Origin of the sequence: Streptomyces stoeckheimensis, assembly GCF_045822005.1 — a bacterium.
Taxonomy (GTDB): Bacteria; Actinomycetota; Actinomycetes; order Streptomycetales; family Streptomycetaceae; genus Streptomyces; species Streptomyces stoeckheimensis.
In genome coordinates this window covers 5,429,712-5,446,850 of sequence record NZ_CP169550.1, presented here as the reverse complement: position 1 = coordinate 5,446,850, position 17,139 = coordinate 5,429,712, and the positions used below count along the sequence as shown (strand labels likewise).

Sequence of the window (17,139 nt, the reverse complement as noted above, 5' to 3'; positions counted from 1 at the left end):
CCTCTGCGGAGACGCCGCACTTCCGGGGGGACCACACATGACGTCCGCGCTCTTCGCACTCGCCTTACTCGCCGCCCTGGCGGGCCCGATCGTCCTGCGCCTGCTCCGCCACCCCGGCTTCGTCACCGGCCGCGACGGGCGCCTCTCCACCTCGACCACGCTCGCCCTGGCCTGGACGGTGATCCTGGTCTGGCTGCTCCTGGCGACCCTCGGCTACGGACTCACCGCGGGCGGCGGCGTCGACTGGTTCCAGGGCCCCGAGGGGCCCCTGTCCGCCCTGACGACCGTCTACCTCCCGCTGCTCGGAGGCCCGTACGCCGCCCTCATCGCGGCGAAGGCGGTGGTCGGCATGCGGGTGGAGCGGGGCTCCATGGCCAAACCGGCGCCGAAGGGCACGGAGCGGCGCCCGGTGCACGACCTGATCTCGAACGACGGCGGGCGGACCGACCTGGTCGACCTGCAGTACGTCGCCCTCAGCGCGGTCACGATGCTGTACGTGGTGGCGTTCTTCCTGACGGACGTGGGCGGCGGGCTGCCGAAGCTGCCGGCGGAGATGTGGGCGCTGACCGGGGCGCCGGCCGGGGCCTACCTCCTGAACAAGATGGCGGTGCGGGGGAATCCCGTGATCACGAGGGTGTCCGTGACGGACGGTCTCCTGACGGTCGAGGGCGGCGGCTTCGGGGACAACCCGCGGGTCGAGGTCGACGGCACGGCCCTCCCGACGACCGTCACCCCGTCCGGGGCCCTGACCGTGGCCCTCCCCGCGACGGCGCCGCCCGCCTTCGCGGTGGTGGTCACCGCCCACGGCCTCCGCAGCGACCCGGCGCCGTACGCCCCGCTGCCCGAGCAGCCGTCCGCCCCGCTGCCCGAGCAGCCGTCCTGACGGGTCCGCTGCGCGGGGCGGAGTTCCCCTACCCGCCCTTCGCCCGTTCCCCGGGCTGCGCCCGGACCCCTCCTGGGGCTCCGCCCCAGACCCCGCTCCTCAAACGCCGGAGGGGCTGGATGTGGCCGGGCGCAGCCTGCATGTGCGGGCACGTACAAAATCCAGCCGGACGCCAGCGAAAATCCAGCCCCTCCGGCGTTTGAGGAGCAGGGGTCCGGGGACTGGTCCCCGGCAGCGGCGGCGCGCGGATCCGGCCGGGTCAGCCCTCCGCCGGGGCGCGGCCCGTCAGGGCGGCCAGGCTGGAGCGGACGTGGTTCATGTGGGCCCGCATCTCGTCCTGGGACTCCCCGTGCTCCCGGAGGATCCGCTCCGTCTCCCGCCCGACCCGCTCCTCCCGGACCCGCGCCTCCGCGATCAGCTCCGCCGCCCTCGCCTCCGCGTCCTCCTGACCGTGCCGGGCGGTCTCCTGGGCCTGCGCGAAGGCCCGCTTCGCCTCCGCCAGCCGGGATTCCGCGTACCGCTCCAGCTCCGCGTGCCGGGACGCCAGCTCCGCCTCCCGCGCCGCCAGCTCCCGCTCCGCCGCATCCCAGCGCTCCGCGTGTTCCTGCTCGCGCTCCGCGAGCAGCGCGTCCGCCCTGCGGGCCGTGTCCGCCAGCACCGCCTGCGCCTCCGCCCGCCAGGCCGCCGCGTCGTCCCGCGCCTCGGTCCGCGCGTCGTCCGCCTCGCGCCCCGCCCGCAGCAGTGCCTGCCGGGCCCTGACCTCGGTCTGGTCGCGCACCGCCGCCGCGTCGCCGCGCGCCAGCTCCGCCACCCGGTCGGCGTGCGCCTCGGCGGCGCCCGCCGCCGCCAGCGCGTCCGCCCGCGCGTCGCCCCGTAGGGTCTCGGACTCCTCCTCGGCCAGCAGCAGGATCCGGCGGGCGCGCTCGCCGAGCTCCTCGTACGTCTGCGGGGCCAGTCCGGAGACCTCCACGCGCAGCCGCTCCGCCTCCGCCTCCATCTGCTTGGCCAGCACGGTCAGCCGGGCCACCCGCTCCCAGGCCTCGTCCCGGCTCCCCGACAGCCGGGCGAGGTACCGGTCCACCTCTTCCGCCCGGTAGCCACGGCCACGCACGGTCGTAAAGGGTGCACTCATCCTGGAAGCGCCTCTCTCGCGGGGGTTCCTGCCAAGGATGCGTCATTTGCTCACAGAAGCCCGAATGGCCGGGCCGAGACCCTGTTCGAGGGTCGCGACCCGGCCATCCGGATCAGCGGAAGATCCGCGCGAGATCAGCAGAATCCGGTCAGAGGAGCCCGTCCCACATCTGCTCCAGCAGCACCGACCACCAGTTCTCCGGCGACGCGAGCGCCGCACTGTCCAGCCCTGCCAGATTCGCCTGGAAATCGACGGTCCAGCGGCCCGCCTGCTCCGGCGTCAGATGCTGGCGCAGCCGCCACATGTGACCCAGCATCGCCAGGGAGCGTACGAACTGCGGCAGCGAGGAGTTCACGAACTGCGGGGGCACCGGCGCCCCGCCCGGTCCGCTCTCCACCGGCACCGCCACGATGTGCGCGGTCCCGTACTGCACGCACAGCGCCTTGCCGAAATCGCTGCCCACCACCAGGTACGAGCCCGCGTCCGAGGCCGGCTGCACCTGTCGCTGCGCCGCCAGTTCGGCCAGCGTCGGCAGCGGGGCACCCGGTACGGCCTGGGCCCAGAAGAACGGCCCGAAATCGACCGGCAGTCCGGACCACATCAGCGTCTGCGCCACGATCTCCGGCACGCCCTGCCGGGACACGGCGCGCTGCTCGAAGCGGAACACCCCCTGCGGACCGAACGCCCCCGCCAGCTCCTGCGCGATCGCGTCCAGCGGGATCGCCGGCTGCAAGGGCACCTGCGGCAGCGGTGCGCGCACCGGCGCGGGGCGCGCCGGTCCGTCCGCCACCTGGTGCAGTTCGCCCTGGTGGGTCAGCAGGTGCCGCATGCCCTGCTGCCGGCCCGCGTGGTCCGTCCCGTACGGGGCCACGCTGGTGATCCGGACCTGCGGCCAGGTCTCGCGGATCATGCGCGCGCAGTAGCCGCCGGGCAGCTCGCACGAGGCCAGCTCGGTGTGCAGCTCCAGTACCTGCTGCGGGGGCACGTTCATCGCCCGCAGCTCGTACAGGATCTGCCACTCCGGGTGCGGGGTGCCGGGCGCGGAACGGCGGATGAGCTGCTGCTCGGAGCCGTCGGGCGCGCGGTAGCGCAGCACGGCCTGGTAGCCGGGGCCGACCGTGGGGACCCCGGGGGCGGAGGCCTGCGGCGCGGGTGCCTGCGGCGCGTGTACGGGTGACTGCGGCGCGGGACCGGGAGGCGCGGGCGGCTGCCCCGCACCCGGAACACCGGGCGGACCGGGCGGACCCGGCTGCTGCGGCCCGCCGGGACCGGCCAGCATGGTGGCCGCGTACGCGTCTCCGCGCCCACCGGACGCCCCGGGAGCCCCCGGCGGACCGGGAGGCGCGGGCTGCCCCGACACGGCCGGACCCGCCAGCATCGTCGCGGCGTGGTCCAGCCCGCCACCGGGAACGCCGGGGGGACCGGGCGGCGCGGGCGGCTGCCCCGCACCCGGAACACCGGGCGGGCCGGGCGGACCGGGCGGCTGGGGTACGCCGGGACCGGCCAGCATCGTGGCCGCGTACGCGTCTCCGCGCCCACCGGACGCCCCGGGAGCCCCCGGCGGACCGGGAGGCGCGGGCTGCCCCGACACGGCCGGACCCGCCAGCATCGTCGCGGCGTGGTCCAGCCCGCCACCGGGAACGCCGGGCGCACCCGGAGCTCCGGGCGGACCGGGCGGACCCGGCTGCTGCGGCCCGCCCGGACCGGCCAGCATGGTGGCGGCGTACGAAGGCGACTCCGCGCCGCCGCCCGGCGCACCGGGCGGACCCGGCGGGGTCACGGGTGCGGGGGCCCCGGGCCGGTTGACCCGGGCCTTGCTCGTCGGCGCGTCGGCGATGTCCCCGCCGGACACCGAACCGGAAGCGGAACCGGACGACGGGCCCTGACCGGACGCCGGCCCGGGACCGGACGCCTGACCCCGCCCCGACCCCGACTGCGGGTCCAGCGCGGGCACGACGGCGGTCTTCGGCAGTTCACTGCCCCTGGGCATCAGGGTCGTGCGCGCCTCCGGCCCCGGCCCCGACGGCGCCGGGGCGTCGTCCAGGTCCGACCCGGAGAGCGGCGGCGCGAACACCGTCGCGGGCAGCGGTACGGACACGGAGTCCGCACCGGGGTTCACGTCGGTCCCGGCCCAGGGCGTGGCCCCGGTCGGGACCGCGGCGGGCACCCCGTCGTTGGCGGTCGGCTCGTAGGGGACCTCTCCCCCGCGCCGCAGCGGCACGGGCTCCGGATCCGGCTCCGAAGAGCCCGCCCCGGAAGCGGCCGGAGCCGCCTGCCCGACCGGCGCCGAAGAAGCCGCCGGAACCACCGGAGCCACCGGGTTCGCGGGAGCAGCCGAAGCCGCCGGCGCAGCCGGGATCCCGGCCCGGTCCGCCGCCTCCTGGAGCCACTCGGGCGGACTCAGCATGAACGAGGTCTGCTCCGAGTCGATGCGCGGCACCGGCACCGAAGCCTCGGCCTGCGCGGCCGACGCCCCGTACTCCTCCTCGTATCGGCGGATCACCTCACCCACCGGCAGGCCGGGCCAGAGCGTCACCTCCCCGCTGTCCCGCGCGATGACGAGCCGCTGCCGGCCGCCCCCGGACACCGGGCCCGCGGGGCGGTCTTCCGCCCACACCACGAAACCGAGTCCGAACTCCCGTACGCGCACCTCGCGGTGCTGGTACGCGGGCACGTCCCCGTTGATCCATTCCTCGGCGCGCTCCTGCGCCTGCGCAAACGTCACCATCGCGCCGTCACCCTTCCACCGGTGCCGCTGCCGGCCCGGCACCCGGAACCGAACGCTCCGCCGAACCCGCACTCGAACCCGGACCCGAGCCCTGCCCCGTCACGGGAACCGAGCGCGCGAATCCGCCGTCCACCATCAGACCGGCCACCGTTTCCAGCTCCGGCGGATTGCCCGCCAGCCGCTCCAGGAAGGCGTCGAAATCCGTACCGCACGGCAGCAGCAACCGCTCCACGCGTTCCTGCACCGACCAGCCGTCCTGGTCGCGCGCATCGTCGTACGGAGAGAACCAGACCGAACCGACGGCGTCCCCGCGCACCTTCACCGCGAGCAGCCCGCCCTGGGCGAAGGCCACGCACAGGTAGTCCTTCGTCAGGTGGTCCCGCAGGCACTTGTTGACGTAGACGAGGTCGTTGACCGCCGCCTCCTCGCGCACCGTGAAGAACGGCTGGTCCACCAGCAGTCCCAGCTCCACGTCGAGCCCCGTGCCCACCGGCGCGCAGCCGCCCGCCGCCTTCAGGAAGGAGCGGTACGCCTCCGGGAGCCGGTAGCCGAGGTCCTCCTCGACGCCCTGGACCTGCTGCTCGGACACCGAGACCACCGTCTTGGGCAGTCCCAGGTGCACCGGGCGCACTTCCTGCAACGGCCGCGTGCCGCGCTTGCCGTGGTCCACCGCCGCCGTGGCCAGACCGGCGTGATGCCTCAGCAGGCACTTCACCTCGACGGGGACCAGCTCCATCCGGCGCGTGCCGGACACGTGGTGCCAGGTCCAGCCGTGCGGGGTCGACACCGGGCCGACCGTGTCCCACAGTTCGTGGCCGGTCGCCCGCATGGCCGCGTTCGCGGACACGCAGTCGGTCAGGCGCAGCTCGTCCACGCCGAAGCCCTCCGGGGGTTCGGCGATCTCGACGGCCGCGCGCGCGTACGGCGCGAGGTCGGGATGTCCGTTCGCGTCGATGCGGACTCCGTGGGGATGGCGCGCGGCCCGGACGGGGTCCGGGAAATGCACGACCTGCCCCGAGTAAGCGGCGTTGGGTGGCGCGGCCTGATGCCCGAGCCGACCTGTCGTCATGGCGGTAGCCCCCTGCTGGATCTGGCTGGTTCACCACAGCCTATGTGCTCCGGCGAGGACGTCACCCGCACGTGTGCGGGGACCCCGCGGGACGGCCGGGAAGATCCGAATTGATACGAATATTCGACCCCGCTTCCACAGGCGAGGAGACATTTGACAGGCTGTCCCCACAGCACGGGGGCGTGCGCGACAGCGGTCAGCACCGCGGCCACGGGAGGGAAAGCGCAACCATGCAGAACACGGCAACACGCACAGCAGCGGCCGACGCCCACTCAGGAGGCGCGGGAGCCCGGGGATCCGCGAACCCCGCGGGCCCTGCGGGGTCCGGCGACGCCGCCGGAACCGGCGGCCCGGAGGCCGTCCCGGCGCAGCCGGGCGCTGCTGCCGACCAGGGTGCGGGCGATCCCCGCCTGCGCTGGGGCGGCGGCGGGGACGGCCGCCCCGCCGTGCCCACGCTGCGCTTCCGCCGGGACGGGATCCTGCCCACCGTGGCCGCCGCCCTGTCCGTACGCGGCGAAACCCTCACCGGCACCGCCGGCAAGGCCGACCAGCCCCCCGTACTGCACGCCCTCGTACAGGATTTCCTCGACACCCTCACGAGCGGCCAGCGCGAACGTTTCACCGGCCGGTGTCCGGAGGCGATCCTGCTCTCCCGCCACCTCGCCACCGTGGAGGGCGCCCGCAGCAAGCGTGCCTCGCGCAAGCCCCTCACCCCCAGCGAGGCCCGCCGCTCGCTGAAGCACTCCAAGATCACCGCCCGCCGCATCCGCGAGGACGGCGACCCGCTCCACGGCAGCTACGCACCGCCCTGCCGATCCTGCGAGGCCCTCCTCACCCACTTCGGCGTACGCCCCGTCGACCTCTCCCCCCCCGAGTAGCCGCCATGACCACCGCATCCGCTTCGTACGCCCGCTCCTCGGCCACCCGTTTCCCCGTCGCCGTGGACTCCGCCCTGCGCACCGCAGGCTGGGAGCCGGGCCGCTGGGACATCAAGCAGGCCGAGTACTGGGCCGACGCCCTGCGCGACCACACCACCCCCGCCGGGCACCGGCACACCGTCTTCCCGGCCGCCGTCGAGGCCTGGGCGGAGTTCGGGAACCTCACCGTCACCGCCCCGGGGCCCGGGCGCCAGATCGCGCCCACCGCGGTCCGCATGGACCCCCTCACGGGCCTCCACCTCGCCCGGACCTTCGCGGACCTCGGCCGCGCCCTCTCCACGCAGCTCTGCCCGCTCGGCGTCGAGGCGGACACGCACCTGGCCGGCGGGGGCTCGCACCTCGCCCTCGACCGCGAGGGCCGCGTCTACTGCGTGGACCACACCGGCGACTGGTACCTCGGTGCGAGCCTCGACGAGGCCCTCACCCTCCTCCTGACCGGCCTCCAGCCGACCCGCCTGACGACGGGCTAGGGGGTCCTAACCGAGCTCGGGGAGCCGCTCCCCGGCCACCGGGTAGCGGCCCTCCTCCAGCCGGAAGAGGTAGGCCCGCAGATCGGCGGCGAGCCCGCCCTCCAGGTAGGCCCGGAACTCGCGCGCCCCCACGGCGGCGTCCCGGTCGGCGGGATGGACGCTGTCCCCGTACTCGGCCAGCGTGAGCGCCAGGTGCTCCTGGACCCGGCCGCGCCCGGCCCACCACCGGCGCACCGTCTCCGGGGTCCACCAGCGGTCCCCGTCGTACGCGTACTCCTGGAAGGGCTCCTCGTCCGCCGCGTTCACCACCTCGCGCACCTCGGCCGGGTTCCGCGGCTGTCGGAAGACGTACTCGAGGGTGCCCTCGGTGCTCGCCGCGTACATCACGTTGCCGGGCGCGTTCAGCCGCCCGGTCCAGCACGTGTCCGTCTCGCCCGTGTAGAAGGGCCCCGGCACGTTCAGCCAGAGCCGCTTCTCCCACCGCCCCTGAAACAGCTTCCGGTCCTCGTCCGTCAGCTCCGCCACCGGATCCCAGCCCACCGTCATCCCGCTCTCCCCCTCTCCGCCGCGCCTCACAGCTGCGGCAGCCGCTCCCCGGCCTCCGGGTACCGGCCTTCCTCCAGCCGGAAAAGATACGCCCGCAGATCGACGGCGAGGCCACCGTCCAGATACGACCGGAAGTCCCGTACGCCGGCGGCCGCATCGGCGTCGGCAACCGAGCCGCCCTCCCCGAAGTCCACGAGCGACTCGGTCAGATGCAGGGCGACCCGCCCCCGGTCCGCCCACCACGCGCGCACGCCGGCCGGAGTCCAGCGCAGGTCGCCGTCGCAGTAGTACTCCCCGTAGGGATCGGCCCAGGCCGCCTTGGCCACCGCCCGGACCTCCGCAGGATCGCGCGGCTGCCGGAACACGTACTCCCTGCAGTACGCGCTATCCGCCGCGTACAGCACGTTGTCCGGGGCCTCCATCCGGCCCGTCCAGCAGTTGTCCGTCTCGCCCGTGTAGAACGGCCCGGGCACGTTCAGCCACAGCCGCTCGGCCTCTTCCCCGGGCCTCACGAACCTCTTCCGGTCCTCGTCCGTCAGCGCCGCCACCGGATCCCAGGCCATCCCCGCTACCCCCGTCCGCTCGGCAGGACCGCCGAGACCTTGAAGCCACCCTCGTCCGTCGGGCCGGACACGAACACCCCGCCCAGGCCGAGCACCCGCTCGCGCATGCCGACCAGGCCGTTCCCGCCGCTCGGCAGCCCCGGCTCGGCCGCCTTGCCGTCGCAGGGGCCGTTCTCCACCTGCATGGCCACCTCGCCCTCCCGGTGCGCCAGCCGTACGACGACCCGTGCGCCCGGAGCGTGCTTGTGGCAGTTGGTCAGCGCCTCCTGCACCACGCGGTAGGCGGTCTGCTCCACCTCCGCCACGTACGCGGAGCACTCGCCGCGCACGTCGAGCTCCACGATCATCCCGGCCGCCCGCGACTGCCCGACCAGCACCTCCAGCTCGGCCAGCGTCGGCCCGTCGTCGAAGCTCCCCACCAGTGCCACCGGCGCCGTCACGGCCGCCGGCTTCGGCGCCTCCGCCCGCAGCACGCCGAGCATCTCGCGCAGCTCCGTCAGCGCCTGCCGTCCCATGTCCCCGACCAGCGCGGCGTTCTTCGCCGCCTTCGCCGGGTCCTTGGCGGCGATCGCCTGGAGCGCCGCCGCGTGCACCACCATGAGGGACACCCGGTGCGCCACGACGTCGTGCATCTCCCGCGCGATCCGGGTCCGCTCCTCCGTACGGGCCCACTCGGCCCGCTCCTCGGCCCGGTCCGCGAGCAGCGACAGCTCCCGCTCCAGCGAGTCCGCCCGCTCCTGCAGGCTCTCCATCAGCCGTCTGCGGGCCGCCGTGTACAACCCCAGCAGCACCGGCGGCACGGTCAGCGCCACCGCCACGAACACGGACAGGGTGATCACGAGGGTGCGGCTGACCTCACCGTCCACCGGGGTCCGCACGTACATCACCACGAAGGTCGCGGCCAGCGACATCGACGCCAGCGTCGCGGTGATCCGCCGGGGCACCTCGGAGGCGGCCAGCGTGTACAGCCCGACCACCCCGAGCAGGAAGCCCATGGCCGCCGGCGACACGGCGATGCCGACGAGCACCACCACGATCGGCCAGCGCTGCCGCAGTACGAGCACCGACCCGATCAGCAACCCGAACAGCACTCCGGCGAAGACCGGGATCCCGGCCTCGCGGGCGAACCCGACGCCCTCCACCCCGCACTCGACGGCCGAGACCGCGCCGAGCCCCACGTCCAACACGGCCGACCTGCGCCGCTCCCACCACAGGGGCCCGTCCCGCCCGGCCCCCGCCTCTCCCTGCTCTTCCCCCGTACTGGTCATGCGGTCCAGCCTACGCAGCGGCCCCGGTCCGGAGGCGACCGGAAATCCCGCTGAAGGGCTCGGATTTGTACCGTCGCATTCAGGGCGCCTGGTGCGGCATAGTAGGTCCCGTCGGCTCGACCACCAGGGCTTAATGTCCGGTTCAGTCGATTAATCCCCTGTGGTGTAATTGGCAGCACTGAGGCTTTTGGTGCCTTATGTTCGGGTTCGAGTCCTGACAGGGGAGCCCACGGTCCGGGTCCTGACTTCGCAGTCGGGACCCACCCTCGTTTAGGGCCTTAAACCCACCGGTATCCTTCACGGGTCCACCACCCGAAGCCGAAGGGCACACCCGTGAGCGCCAACCGCCCGGCAGCCGTCGTCGTACTCGCAGCGGGTGAAGGCACCCGCATGAAGTCGGCCACACCCAAGGTTCTGCACGAGATCAGCGGGCGCTCGCTCGTCGGTCACGTCGTCGCCGCCTCCCGCGAGCTGGACCCCACCCACCTCGTCGTCGTCGTCGGCCACGCCCGCGAGCAGGTCGTCGCGCACCTCGCCACGATCGACGCCGACGTCCGCACCGCGGTCCAGTACGAGCAGAACGGCACCGGGCACGCCGTCCGGATGGCCCTCGAAGAGCTCGGCGACCGGCCGACCGGCACCGTGGTCGTCGTCTGCGGCGACACCCCGCTGCTGACCGGCGAGACCCTGGCCGCACTGACGGCCACGCACGAGGCCGACGGCAACGCCGTCACCGTGCTGACCGCCGAGGTGCCCGACTCCACCGGCTACGGCCGGATCATCCGCGGCACCGACGGGGCGGTCACCGCCATCGTCGAGCACAAGGATGCGACCGACGCCCAGCGCGCCATCCGCGAGATCAACTCCGGGGTCTTCGCCTTCGACGGCGCCCTCCTCTCGGACGCCCTCGGCAAGGTCCGCACCGACAACAGCCAGGGCGAGGAGTACCTCACCGACGTGCTCGGCATCCTGCGCGAGGCCGGCCACCGCGTCGGCGCGGCCGTGGGCGCGGACCACCGGCAGATCCTCGGGATCAACAACCGGGTCCAGCTCGCCGAGGCCCGCGCCCTGCTGAACGCCCGCCTGCTGGAGCGCGCCATGCTCGCCGGCGTGACCATCGTCGACCCGGCGAGCACGCTCGTCGACGTGACGGTGACTTTCGGCCAGGACGCGATCGTGCACCCCGGCACCCAGCTGCTCGGCACCACGCACATCGCCGAGCAGGCCGAGGTCGGCCCCAACACCCGCCTGAAGGACACGCACGTCGGTGCGGGCGCCCGGGTGGACAACACCGTGGCGGACACCGCCGTCGTCGGCGCCTCGGCGAGCGTCGGCCCCTTCGCGTACCTGCGTCCGGGCACGAACCTGGGCGCGAAGGCCAAGGCCGGTACGTACGTGGAGATGAAGAACGCCACGATCGGCGAGGGCACCAAGGTCCCGCACCTGTCCTACGTCGGCGACGCGACGATCGGCGAGTACACGAACATCGGCGCCGCCAGCGTGTTCGTGAACTACGACGGTGAGCACAAGCACCACACCACCGTCGGCTCACACTGCAAGACGGGCTCGGACAACATGTTTGTGGCTCCCGTCACCATCGGGGACGGTGCCTACACGGCCGCCGGCTCCGTGATCACGAAGGACGTGCCGCCCGGCGCCCTGGCCGTGGCCCGTGGCCAGCAGCGGAATATCGAGGGCTGGGTGGCCCGCAAGCGTCCGGGAAGTGCCGCCGCAACGGCGGCTCAGTCGGCGGTCCACGAGGACTCCGACGAACGCTGAGGTGAACTGACCGGAAACGGCTACGCCCGAGACGGCGTACCGTGATAGGTGAACGCAATTCGGCTGGCTCACCGTGTGCGGGACGGACGCACATGGGGGCGAGCAGCTTTCCCACGTCTGAGGAGACAGTGCTGTGACCGGGATCAAGACGACCGGCGAGAAGAAGCTGATGCTCTTCTCCGGCCGCGCCCACCCCGAGCTGGCCGAGGAGGTCGCGCACCAGCTCGGTGTCGGCCTCGTGCCGACCAAGGCTTTCGACTTCGCGAACGGCGAGATCTACGTCCGCTTCCAGGAGTCGGCGCGTGGCGCGGACTGCTTCCTGATCCAGAGCCACACGGCTCCGATCAACAAGTGGATCATGGAGCAGCTGATCATGATCGACGCGCTCAAGCGCGCGTCGGCACGCTCCATCACCGTGATCGTCCCGTCCTACGGGTACGCCCGCCAGGACAAGAAGCACAAGGGCCGCGAGCCGATCTCGGCCCGCCTGGTCGCCGACCTGCTGAAGACCGCGGGTGCCGACCGCATCCTCACGGTCGATCTGCACACCGACCAGATCCAGGGCTTCTTCGACGGCCCGGTCGACCACCTTTCGGCCCTGTCGGTCCTCGCGGACTACGTCGGCGCCAAGGTCGACCGCTCCAAGCTGACGATCGTCTCCCCGGACGCCGGCCGCGTACGCGTCGCCGACCGCTGGTGCGACCGCCTGGACGCCCCCCTGGCGATCGTGCACAAGCGCCGCGACAAGGACGTCGCCAACCAGGTGACCGTCCACGAGGTCGTCGGTGAGGTCAAGGGCCGCGTCTGCGTCCTGGTCGACGACATGATCGACACGGGTGGCACCATCTGCGCCGCCGCCGACGCGCTCTTCGCGCACGGCGCCGAGGACGTCATCGTGACGGCCACGCACGGCATCCTGTCGGGCCCGGCCGCCGACCGCCTGAAGAACTCCAAGGTCAGCGAGTTCGTGTTCACGAACACCCTGCCGGACCCGTCCGACCTGGAGCTCGACAAGATCACGGTGCTGTCCATCGCCCCGATGATCGCCCGCGCCGTGCGCGAGGTCTTCGAGGACGGCTCGGTCACCAGCCTGTTCGAAGAGCAGCAGTAAGCACGCCCGCAGCACGTTAGATCGTTTTTGGGTACGGCCTCCCCGCCGGGTACACTCCTTGAGTTGCTCGGCGAGGGAGGCCGTACCCGTTTTCAGGCGGGTAGGGATGCTCCGTTATCGACGCGCTCTTCGTAGCAGGCCGTGTTCCGGCCGGGTGACTGTCGTCCATTTCCGTCACCCCACGAGGAGTGAGCATGTCCGAGATCAAGCTTTCCGCGAAGGTCCGCGAGAACTTCGGCAAGGGTTCCGCCCGTCAGGCGCGTCGTGACGCCCTGACCCCCGCGGTCATCTACGGCCACGGCACCGACCCGAAGCACGTCAACGTGGACGCCCACGCGCTCCAGCTGGCGCTGCGCACCCCGAACGTCCTGATCTCCCTGGATATCGCGGGCGCCGGCACCGAGCTGGTCATCCCGAAGGCCGTTCAGAAGCACCCGCTGAAGCGTTCGATCTCCCACGTCGACTTCCTGATCGTCAAGAAGGGCGAGAAGGTCACCGTCGACGTCGCGATCGTCACCGAGGGCGAGCTGGCCCCGGGCGGCAACATGCTGGAGACCCTCCAGAACACCATCTCCGTCGAGGCCGAGGCCACGCACATCCCGACCGAGGTCACCGTCTCGATCGCGGGCCTGGAGGCCGGTGCCACCATCACCGCCTCCGACCTGGTCCTCCCGGCCGGCACCACCCTGGCCGTCGACGGCGACATCGCCGTCCTGCAGGTCATCGGCGCGGGCGCCGAGGAGCCGGCCGCCGAGAGCACCGAGGCCTGAGCCTCACCGCTCACCTTCAGCACTTGCTGAACGACCGCCGTCCGGCTCCACTGGAGCGGGACGGCGGTCGTCTTCGTATAAGGAGCTTTTGATGTCGGACGACGCGGCGCCCTGGCTGATCGTGGGTCTCGGGAACCCGGGTGCGGAGTACGCGGGCAACCGCCACAACATCGGTTTCATGGTCGCCGACCTGCTGGCGGAGCGGATGCGCGGCAAGTTCAAGGCGCACAAGGCCCGCGCCCAGGTGGTCGAGGGCCGGATGGGCCCGCCGGGACCGCTGAACCGGCGCGTGGTGCTGGCCAAGCCCATGTCGTTCATGAACCTCTCCGGCGGCCCGGTGACGGCGCTGCGGGACTTCTACAAGGCGCCCCTGGACCGGATCATCGCCGTCCACGACGAGCTGGACATCGACTACCCGACGCTGCGGCTGAAGCTGGGCGGCGGGGACAACGGCCACAACGGGCTGAAGTCGATGACCAAGGCGATGGGGCCGGACTACCACCGCGTGCGCTGCGGCATCGGCCGGCCGCCGGGCCGGATGCAGGTCGCGGACTTCGTGCTGAAGGACTTCTCCTCAACGGAGCGCAAGGAGCTGGACTGGTTCGTCGACCGTTCGGCGGATGCCGTGGAGTGCCTGATCCAGGAGGGCCTGGAGCGCGCGCAGTCCACCTACAACAGCTGACACGGCCGACGGCTGCCACGGCCGGTACGGGCAGAGGGCCCGCACGCCTTGCGGTGTGCGGGCCCTCTGCCGTGCCGTACGAAACCTCAGCCGGTGTTGCGCAGGCCGGCCGCCACGCCGTTGACGGTGAGGAGCAGGGCCCGGGACAGGATCGGGTCCGCCTCCTCGCCGCGCTCGGCGGCCGCCCGCTGGCGGGCCAGCAGGGAGACCTGGAGGTAGGAGATCGGGTCCAGGTAGGCGTCGCGGACCGAGAAGGTCTGCTGGAGGACCGGGTTGGAGTCGAGGAGCTTCTCGCCCCCGGTGATCCGCAGGACCTCGCGGACGGTGAGCTCGTGCTCGGCCTCGATGCGGGCGAAGACGTGCTTGAGCTCGTCGGGCACCAGGGTGTCGACGTAGTGGCGGGCGATCCGCAGGTCCGTCTTGGCCAGCGTCATCTCGACGTTGGACAGGAAGTTGCGGAAGAAGTGCCAGCGCTCGCCCATCTCGGCCAGCGCGTCGCCCTGGCCGGCCTCGCGCAGGGCCTTCAGGCCCGAGCCGACCCCGTACCAGCCCGGGACGATCTGGCGGGACTGGGTCCAGCCGAAGACCCACGGGATGGCGCGCAGGCCGTCGAGGCCGGCGCCGGAGTCGGGACGGCGCGAGGGGCGCGAGCCCAGGTGCAGGTCGGCGAGCTGGTCCACGGGGGTGGCGGCGAAGAAGTACGCCGGCAGGTCCGGGTCCTCGACGAGCTCGCGGTACGCGTCGTGCGCGGCGTCCGAGACCGTGTCCATGGCCGCGTCCCAGCGGGCCAGGTCCTCGTCGGACTGGCGCGGGGCGGTGTGCAGGGCGGAGGCCTGGAGGGTGGCCGCGACGGTCAGCTCCAGGTTCTCGCGGGCCAGCGACGGTACGAGGTACTTGTCGGAGATGACCTCGCCCTGCTCGGTGACCTTGATCTCGCCCTCCAGGGTGCCCCAGGGCTGCGCGAGGATCGCGTCGTGCGAGGGGCCGCCGCCGCGGCCGACGGTGCCGCCGCGGCCGTGGAAGAGGCGCAGGCGCACGCCGTAGCGGTGGGCCACGTCGCGCAGCCGGCGCTGGGCGCGGTGGATCTCCCACTGGGAGGTGGTGATGCCGCCGAACTTGGAGGAGTCGGAGTAGCCGAGCATGACCTCCTGGACGTCGCCGCGCAGCGAGACGAGGCGCCGGTAGGAGGGGTCCGCGAGCATCTCGTCGAGGATGACGTCGGCGGCCTTGAGCTCGTCGGTGGTCTCCAGGAGCGGCACGATGCCGATCTTGGCCCAGCCGCCGTGCAGGTCGATGAGGCCGGCCTCGCGGGCGAGGACGGCCGCGGCGAAGACGTCGTCGGCGCCCTGGCACATCGAGATGATGTAGGACTCGATGACCTCGGGGCCGAACTTCTCGAAGGCGTCCTTGATCGCGCCGAACACGCCGAGCGTCTTCTGGCCGGCCGCGTCGAGCGGGGCCGGGGTGGGCGCCAGCGGGCGCCGCGAGCGGAGCTCCTTGGCCAGGAGGCGGCCGCGGTAGTCGCGGGGCATGTCCGCGTAGCGCCAGGACTCCTCGCCGAGCCGGTCGAAGAGCTGGCCCAGCGCGTGGTGGTGGGCGTCCGCGTGCTCGCGCACGTCCATCGTGGCGAGCTGGAGGCCGAAGGCGGCCAGCGTGCGGATGGTGCGGTCCATGCGGCCGTCGGCGAAGAGCGCGCCGCGGTGCTCGCGCAGGGAGGTCTGGATGAGGGTGAGGTCGGTGAGCAGCTCGGCGGTGCCGAGGTAGTCGCGGCCTTCCTCGTGCGGGGTGCCCTTGGCGAGGCGCTCGCGGGTGTTGAGGAGCTTCTGCCGGATGCAGGTGGCCTTGAGGCGGTACGGCTCCTCGGCGTTCAGCCGCTTGTAGCGCGGGCTGATCTCGGGGAGGCGCTCCAGGTCGGCCTGGAGGGAGGTGAGGAGTTCCTCGGTGGCACCGGTGTAGCGGATGGAGTTCGACAGCAGTCCGCGCAGGAAGTCGATGAGTTCCAGGGCGTCGGTGATGCCGTGCTCGTGCTGGAGGATCAGCACGTCCCGGGTCACGTCGGGGGTGACGTTGGGGTTGCCGTCGCGGTCGCCGCCGATCCAGGTGCCGAAGGTGAGCGGGCGGGTGCCGGCCGGGATCTCGATGCCGACGCGCTGGAGCTCGGCGGCGAGGTCCTCGAGGACGTCGCCGACGGCGCCGGCGTGCAGCTCGTCGAGGTAGTAGATCGCGTTGCGGGCCTCGTCGGCGGGCTCGGGACGGACCACGCGCAGTTCGTCGGTCTGCCAGACGAGGTCGATGTTCTCCGCGAGGCGCAGGTCGTGGCGGCGGCGCTCGCCGGCGCCCGCTACGGGCTCCTCCAGGAGGGCCGCGATGCGGCGCAGCTTGTTCAGGACGCTGCGGCGGGCGGCCTCGGTCGGGTGCGCGGTGAAGACGGGGCGGACGTTGAGGTTCTTGACCGTCTCGCGCAGGTGCTCGGGGTCCGCGTCCTTGAGCATGTCGGCCGTGCGGGCCAGCAGGCCCCCCTCGGCGGCGCGGTGGGCGCGCAGCTCCTTGCCGCGGTGCACCTGCTCGGTGACGTTGGCGAGGTGGAAGTACGTGGAGAAGGCGCGCACCAGCTTGGCGGCGGTCTCCAGGTCGGTGTCGCCGAGCAGCTCGGCGGCGGCTTCGCCGTCCGTGCGGGTCAGGGCGCGCACCTTTTCGACTAGGTCGAGGAGGTCCTGGCCCTCCTGGCGTACGAGGGTCTCGCCGAGGAGGTCGCCGAGGCGGCGGATGTCCGCGCGCAGCTCGGCGTTGGCCGCGCCGGCGGGGGTCGTCGCCGGGGCGGTGGTCGAGTGGGCCTGGTCGGCACTGCTCACAGGTGCGGCTCCTTGCAGTGTTTCGAGCGCTACTGGGAGGTGGGCCCCGGATACGCGCGGTGGTGCCCGCCCGGACCTGGGTCCGGCGGAGCCACCGCTCCTGATGCGCAGCTCGGGCTGCCCGTGCGGACCGCGCTGTCCGACGACACCAGGATAGGTGGCCCGTACCGGTGACCAGGTCCCTGTGTCACCAGGCGGGACGACGGCCCTGCGACTCGGGCCGATCGGCCCCCGCGCGGCGCCGCGGGACACGGTGCGCGGGCCCGCGCACACCGGGACCGGGCGCGCTCCTCTTGCCGCGCGGAGGACCTTTGCCATACTTACGTTGCCGTAGGTTACGCACCCGTA

Annotated in this window: 14 protein-coding genes and 1 tRNA gene; 8 read left to right on the top strand and 7 right to left on the bottom strand. The window is 72.9% G+C overall.

Annotated elements, in window-relative coordinates:
• Window positions 1-37 precede the first annotated feature (37 nt).
• The gene (locus tag ACE1OC_RS24785; protein ID WP_407838866.1) at window positions 38-883 is read left to right on the top strand and encodes a hypothetical protein; all 846 of its coding nucleotides are present in this window, start codon (window positions 38-40) and stop codon (window positions 881-883) included.
• Window positions 884-1,142: 259 nt separating this feature from the next.
• Here ACE1OC_RS24785 and ACE1OC_RS24780 read toward each other — a convergent pair whose 3' ends face one another.
• The 3 genes from ACE1OC_RS24780 to ACE1OC_RS24770 form a co-directional block, all read right to left on the bottom strand.
• Entirely contained in the window at window positions 1,143-2,015 is an 873-nt protein-coding gene (locus tag ACE1OC_RS24780; protein WP_407838865.1) for a DivIVA domain-containing protein, read from the bottom strand.
• A 148-nt stretch (window positions 2,016-2,163) separates the two neighbouring features.
• A complete protein-coding gene (locus tag ACE1OC_RS24775) occupies window positions 2,164-4,743 on the bottom strand; it encodes an SUKH-4 family immunity protein (RefSeq protein ID WP_407838864.1) in 2,580 nt (859 codons plus the stop codon).
• Between the two features lie 7 nt (window positions 4,744-4,750).
• A complete protein-coding gene (locus tag ACE1OC_RS24770; RefSeq protein WP_407838863.1) occupies window positions 4,751-5,812 on the bottom strand; it encodes an SMI1/KNR4 family protein in 1,062 nt (353 codons plus the stop codon).
• A 230-nt stretch (window positions 5,813-6,042) separates the two neighbouring features.
• Between ACE1OC_RS24770 and ACE1OC_RS24765 the strand changes: the two genes are divergently transcribed.
• Together ACE1OC_RS24765 and ACE1OC_RS24760 are read left to right on the top strand one after the other, a co-directional pair.
• Entirely contained in the window at window positions 6,043-6,690 is a 648-nt protein-coding gene (locus ACE1OC_RS24765; RefSeq protein ID WP_407838862.1) for a YwqJ-related putative deaminase, read from the top strand.
• 5 nt (window positions 6,691-6,695) lie between these two features.
• Window positions 6,696-7,220 (top strand): SUKH-3 domain-containing protein, encoded by a 525-nt coding sequence (locus ACE1OC_RS24760; RefSeq protein WP_407838861.1) that lies wholly within the window; start codon window positions 6,696-6,698, stop codon window positions 7,218-7,220.
• Window positions 7,221-7,226: 6 nt separating this feature from the next.
• On the opposite strand, the gene ACE1OC_RS24755 is transcribed toward ACE1OC_RS24760, so the two are convergent.
• Genes ACE1OC_RS24755 through ACE1OC_RS24745 form a run of 3 tightly spaced genes read right to left on the bottom strand, consistent with a single transcriptional unit; the run spans window position 7,227 to window position 9,597 of the window.
• Complete coding sequence (locus ACE1OC_RS24755; protein ID WP_407838860.1) at window positions 7,227-7,766, bottom strand: hypothetical protein; 540 nt, start codon at window positions 7,764-7,766, stop codon at window positions 7,227-7,229.
• Window positions 7,767-7,792: 26 nt separating this feature from the next.
• Complete coding sequence (locus ACE1OC_RS24750; RefSeq protein ID WP_407838859.1) at window positions 7,793-8,329, bottom strand: hypothetical protein; 537 nt, start codon at window positions 8,327-8,329, stop codon at window positions 7,793-7,795.
• A gap of 5 nt (window positions 8,330-8,334) precedes the next feature.
• Window positions 8,335-9,597, bottom strand: coding sequence for a sensor histidine kinase (locus ACE1OC_RS24745; RefSeq protein WP_407838858.1), 1,263 nt, complete (start codon window positions 9,595-9,597; stop codon window positions 8,335-8,337).
• A gap of 154 nt (window positions 9,598-9,751) precedes the next feature.
• Here ACE1OC_RS24745 and ACE1OC_RS24740 point away from each other — a divergent pair.
• From ACE1OC_RS24740 to pth, 5 genes are all read left to right on the top strand, one after another.
• Window positions 9,752-9,823, top strand: a tRNA-Gln gene (locus ACE1OC_RS24740).
• A 107-nt stretch (window positions 9,824-9,930) separates the two neighbouring features.
• Window positions 9,931-11,376 carry a bifunctional UDP-N-acetylglucosamine diphosphorylase/glucosamine-1-phosphate N-acetyltransferase GlmU gene (gene glmU / locus ACE1OC_RS24735; protein WP_407838857.1) on the top strand — a complete coding sequence of 482 codons (1,446 nt, stop codon included), beginning with the start codon at window positions 9,931-9,933 and terminating at the stop codon, window positions 11,374-11,376.
• Between the two features lie 133 nt (window positions 11,377-11,509).
• The gene (locus tag ACE1OC_RS24730) at window positions 11,510-12,487 is read left to right on the top strand and encodes a ribose-phosphate diphosphokinase (protein ID WP_112451977.1); all 978 of its coding nucleotides are present in this window, start codon (window positions 11,510-11,512) and stop codon (window positions 12,485-12,487) included.
• 194 nt (window positions 12,488-12,681) lie between these two features.
• Window positions 12,682-13,257: a 50S ribosomal protein L25/general stress protein Ctc gene (locus ACE1OC_RS24725; RefSeq protein ID WP_250737437.1), complete on the top strand. Its 576-nt coding sequence runs from the start codon at window positions 12,682-12,684 to the stop codon at window positions 13,255-13,257.
• Window positions 13,258-13,348: 91 nt separating this feature from the next.
• A complete protein-coding gene (gene pth / locus ACE1OC_RS24720; protein WP_407838856.1) occupies window positions 13,349-13,939 on the top strand; it encodes an aminoacyl-tRNA hydrolase in 591 nt (196 codons plus the stop codon).
• 86 nt (window positions 13,940-14,025) lie between these two features.
• On the opposite strand, the gene ppc is transcribed toward pth, so the two are convergent.
• Window positions 14,026-16,791, bottom strand: coding sequence for a phosphoenolpyruvate carboxylase (gene ppc, locus ACE1OC_RS24715; RefSeq protein WP_407838855.1), 2,766 nt, complete (start codon window positions 16,789-16,791; stop codon window positions 14,026-14,028).
• Window positions 16,792-17,139: the final 348 nt, after the last annotated feature.

Coding starts and splice junctions, on each gene's coding strand:
- ACE1OC_RS24760 (WP_407838861.1), top strand. CDS start 6,696: ATGACCACCGCATCCGCTTCGTACGCCCGCTCCTCGGCCACCCGTTTC.
- ACE1OC_RS24745 (WP_407838858.1), bottom strand. CDS start 9,597: ATGACCAGTACGGGGGAAGAGCAGGGAGAGGCGGGGGCCGGGCGGGAC.
- ACE1OC_RS24785 (WP_407838866.1), top strand. CDS start 38: ATGACGTCCGCGCTCTTCGCACTCGCCTTACTCGCCGCCCTGGCGGGC.
- ACE1OC_RS24775 (WP_407838864.1), bottom strand. CDS start 4,743: ATGGTGACGTTTGCGCAGGCGCAGGAGCGCGCCGAGGAATGGATCAAC.
- ACE1OC_RS24750 (WP_407838859.1), bottom strand. CDS start 8,329: ATGGCCTGGGATCCGGTGGCGGCGCTGACGGACGAGGACCGGAAGAGG.
- ACE1OC_RS24770 (WP_407838863.1), bottom strand. CDS start 5,812: ATGACGACAGGTCGGCTCGGGCATCAGGCCGCGCCACCCAACGCCGCT.
- ACE1OC_RS24765 (WP_407838862.1), top strand. CDS start 6,043: ATGCAGAACACGGCAACACGCACAGCAGCGGCCGACGCCCACTCAGGA.
- ACE1OC_RS24780 (WP_407838865.1), bottom strand. CDS start 2,015: ATGAGTGCACCCTTTACGACCGTGCGTGGCCGTGGCTACCGGGCGGAA.
- ACE1OC_RS24725 (WP_250737437.1), top strand. CDS start 12,682: ATGTCCGAGATCAAGCTTTCCGCGAAGGTCCGCGAGAACTTCGGCAAG.
- ACE1OC_RS24755 (WP_407838860.1), bottom strand. CDS start 7,766: ATGACGGTGGGCTGGGATCCGGTGGCGGAGCTGACGGACGAGGACCGG.
- pth (WP_407838856.1), top strand. CDS start 13,349: ATGTCGGACGACGCGGCGCCCTGGCTGATCGTGGGTCTCGGGAACCCG.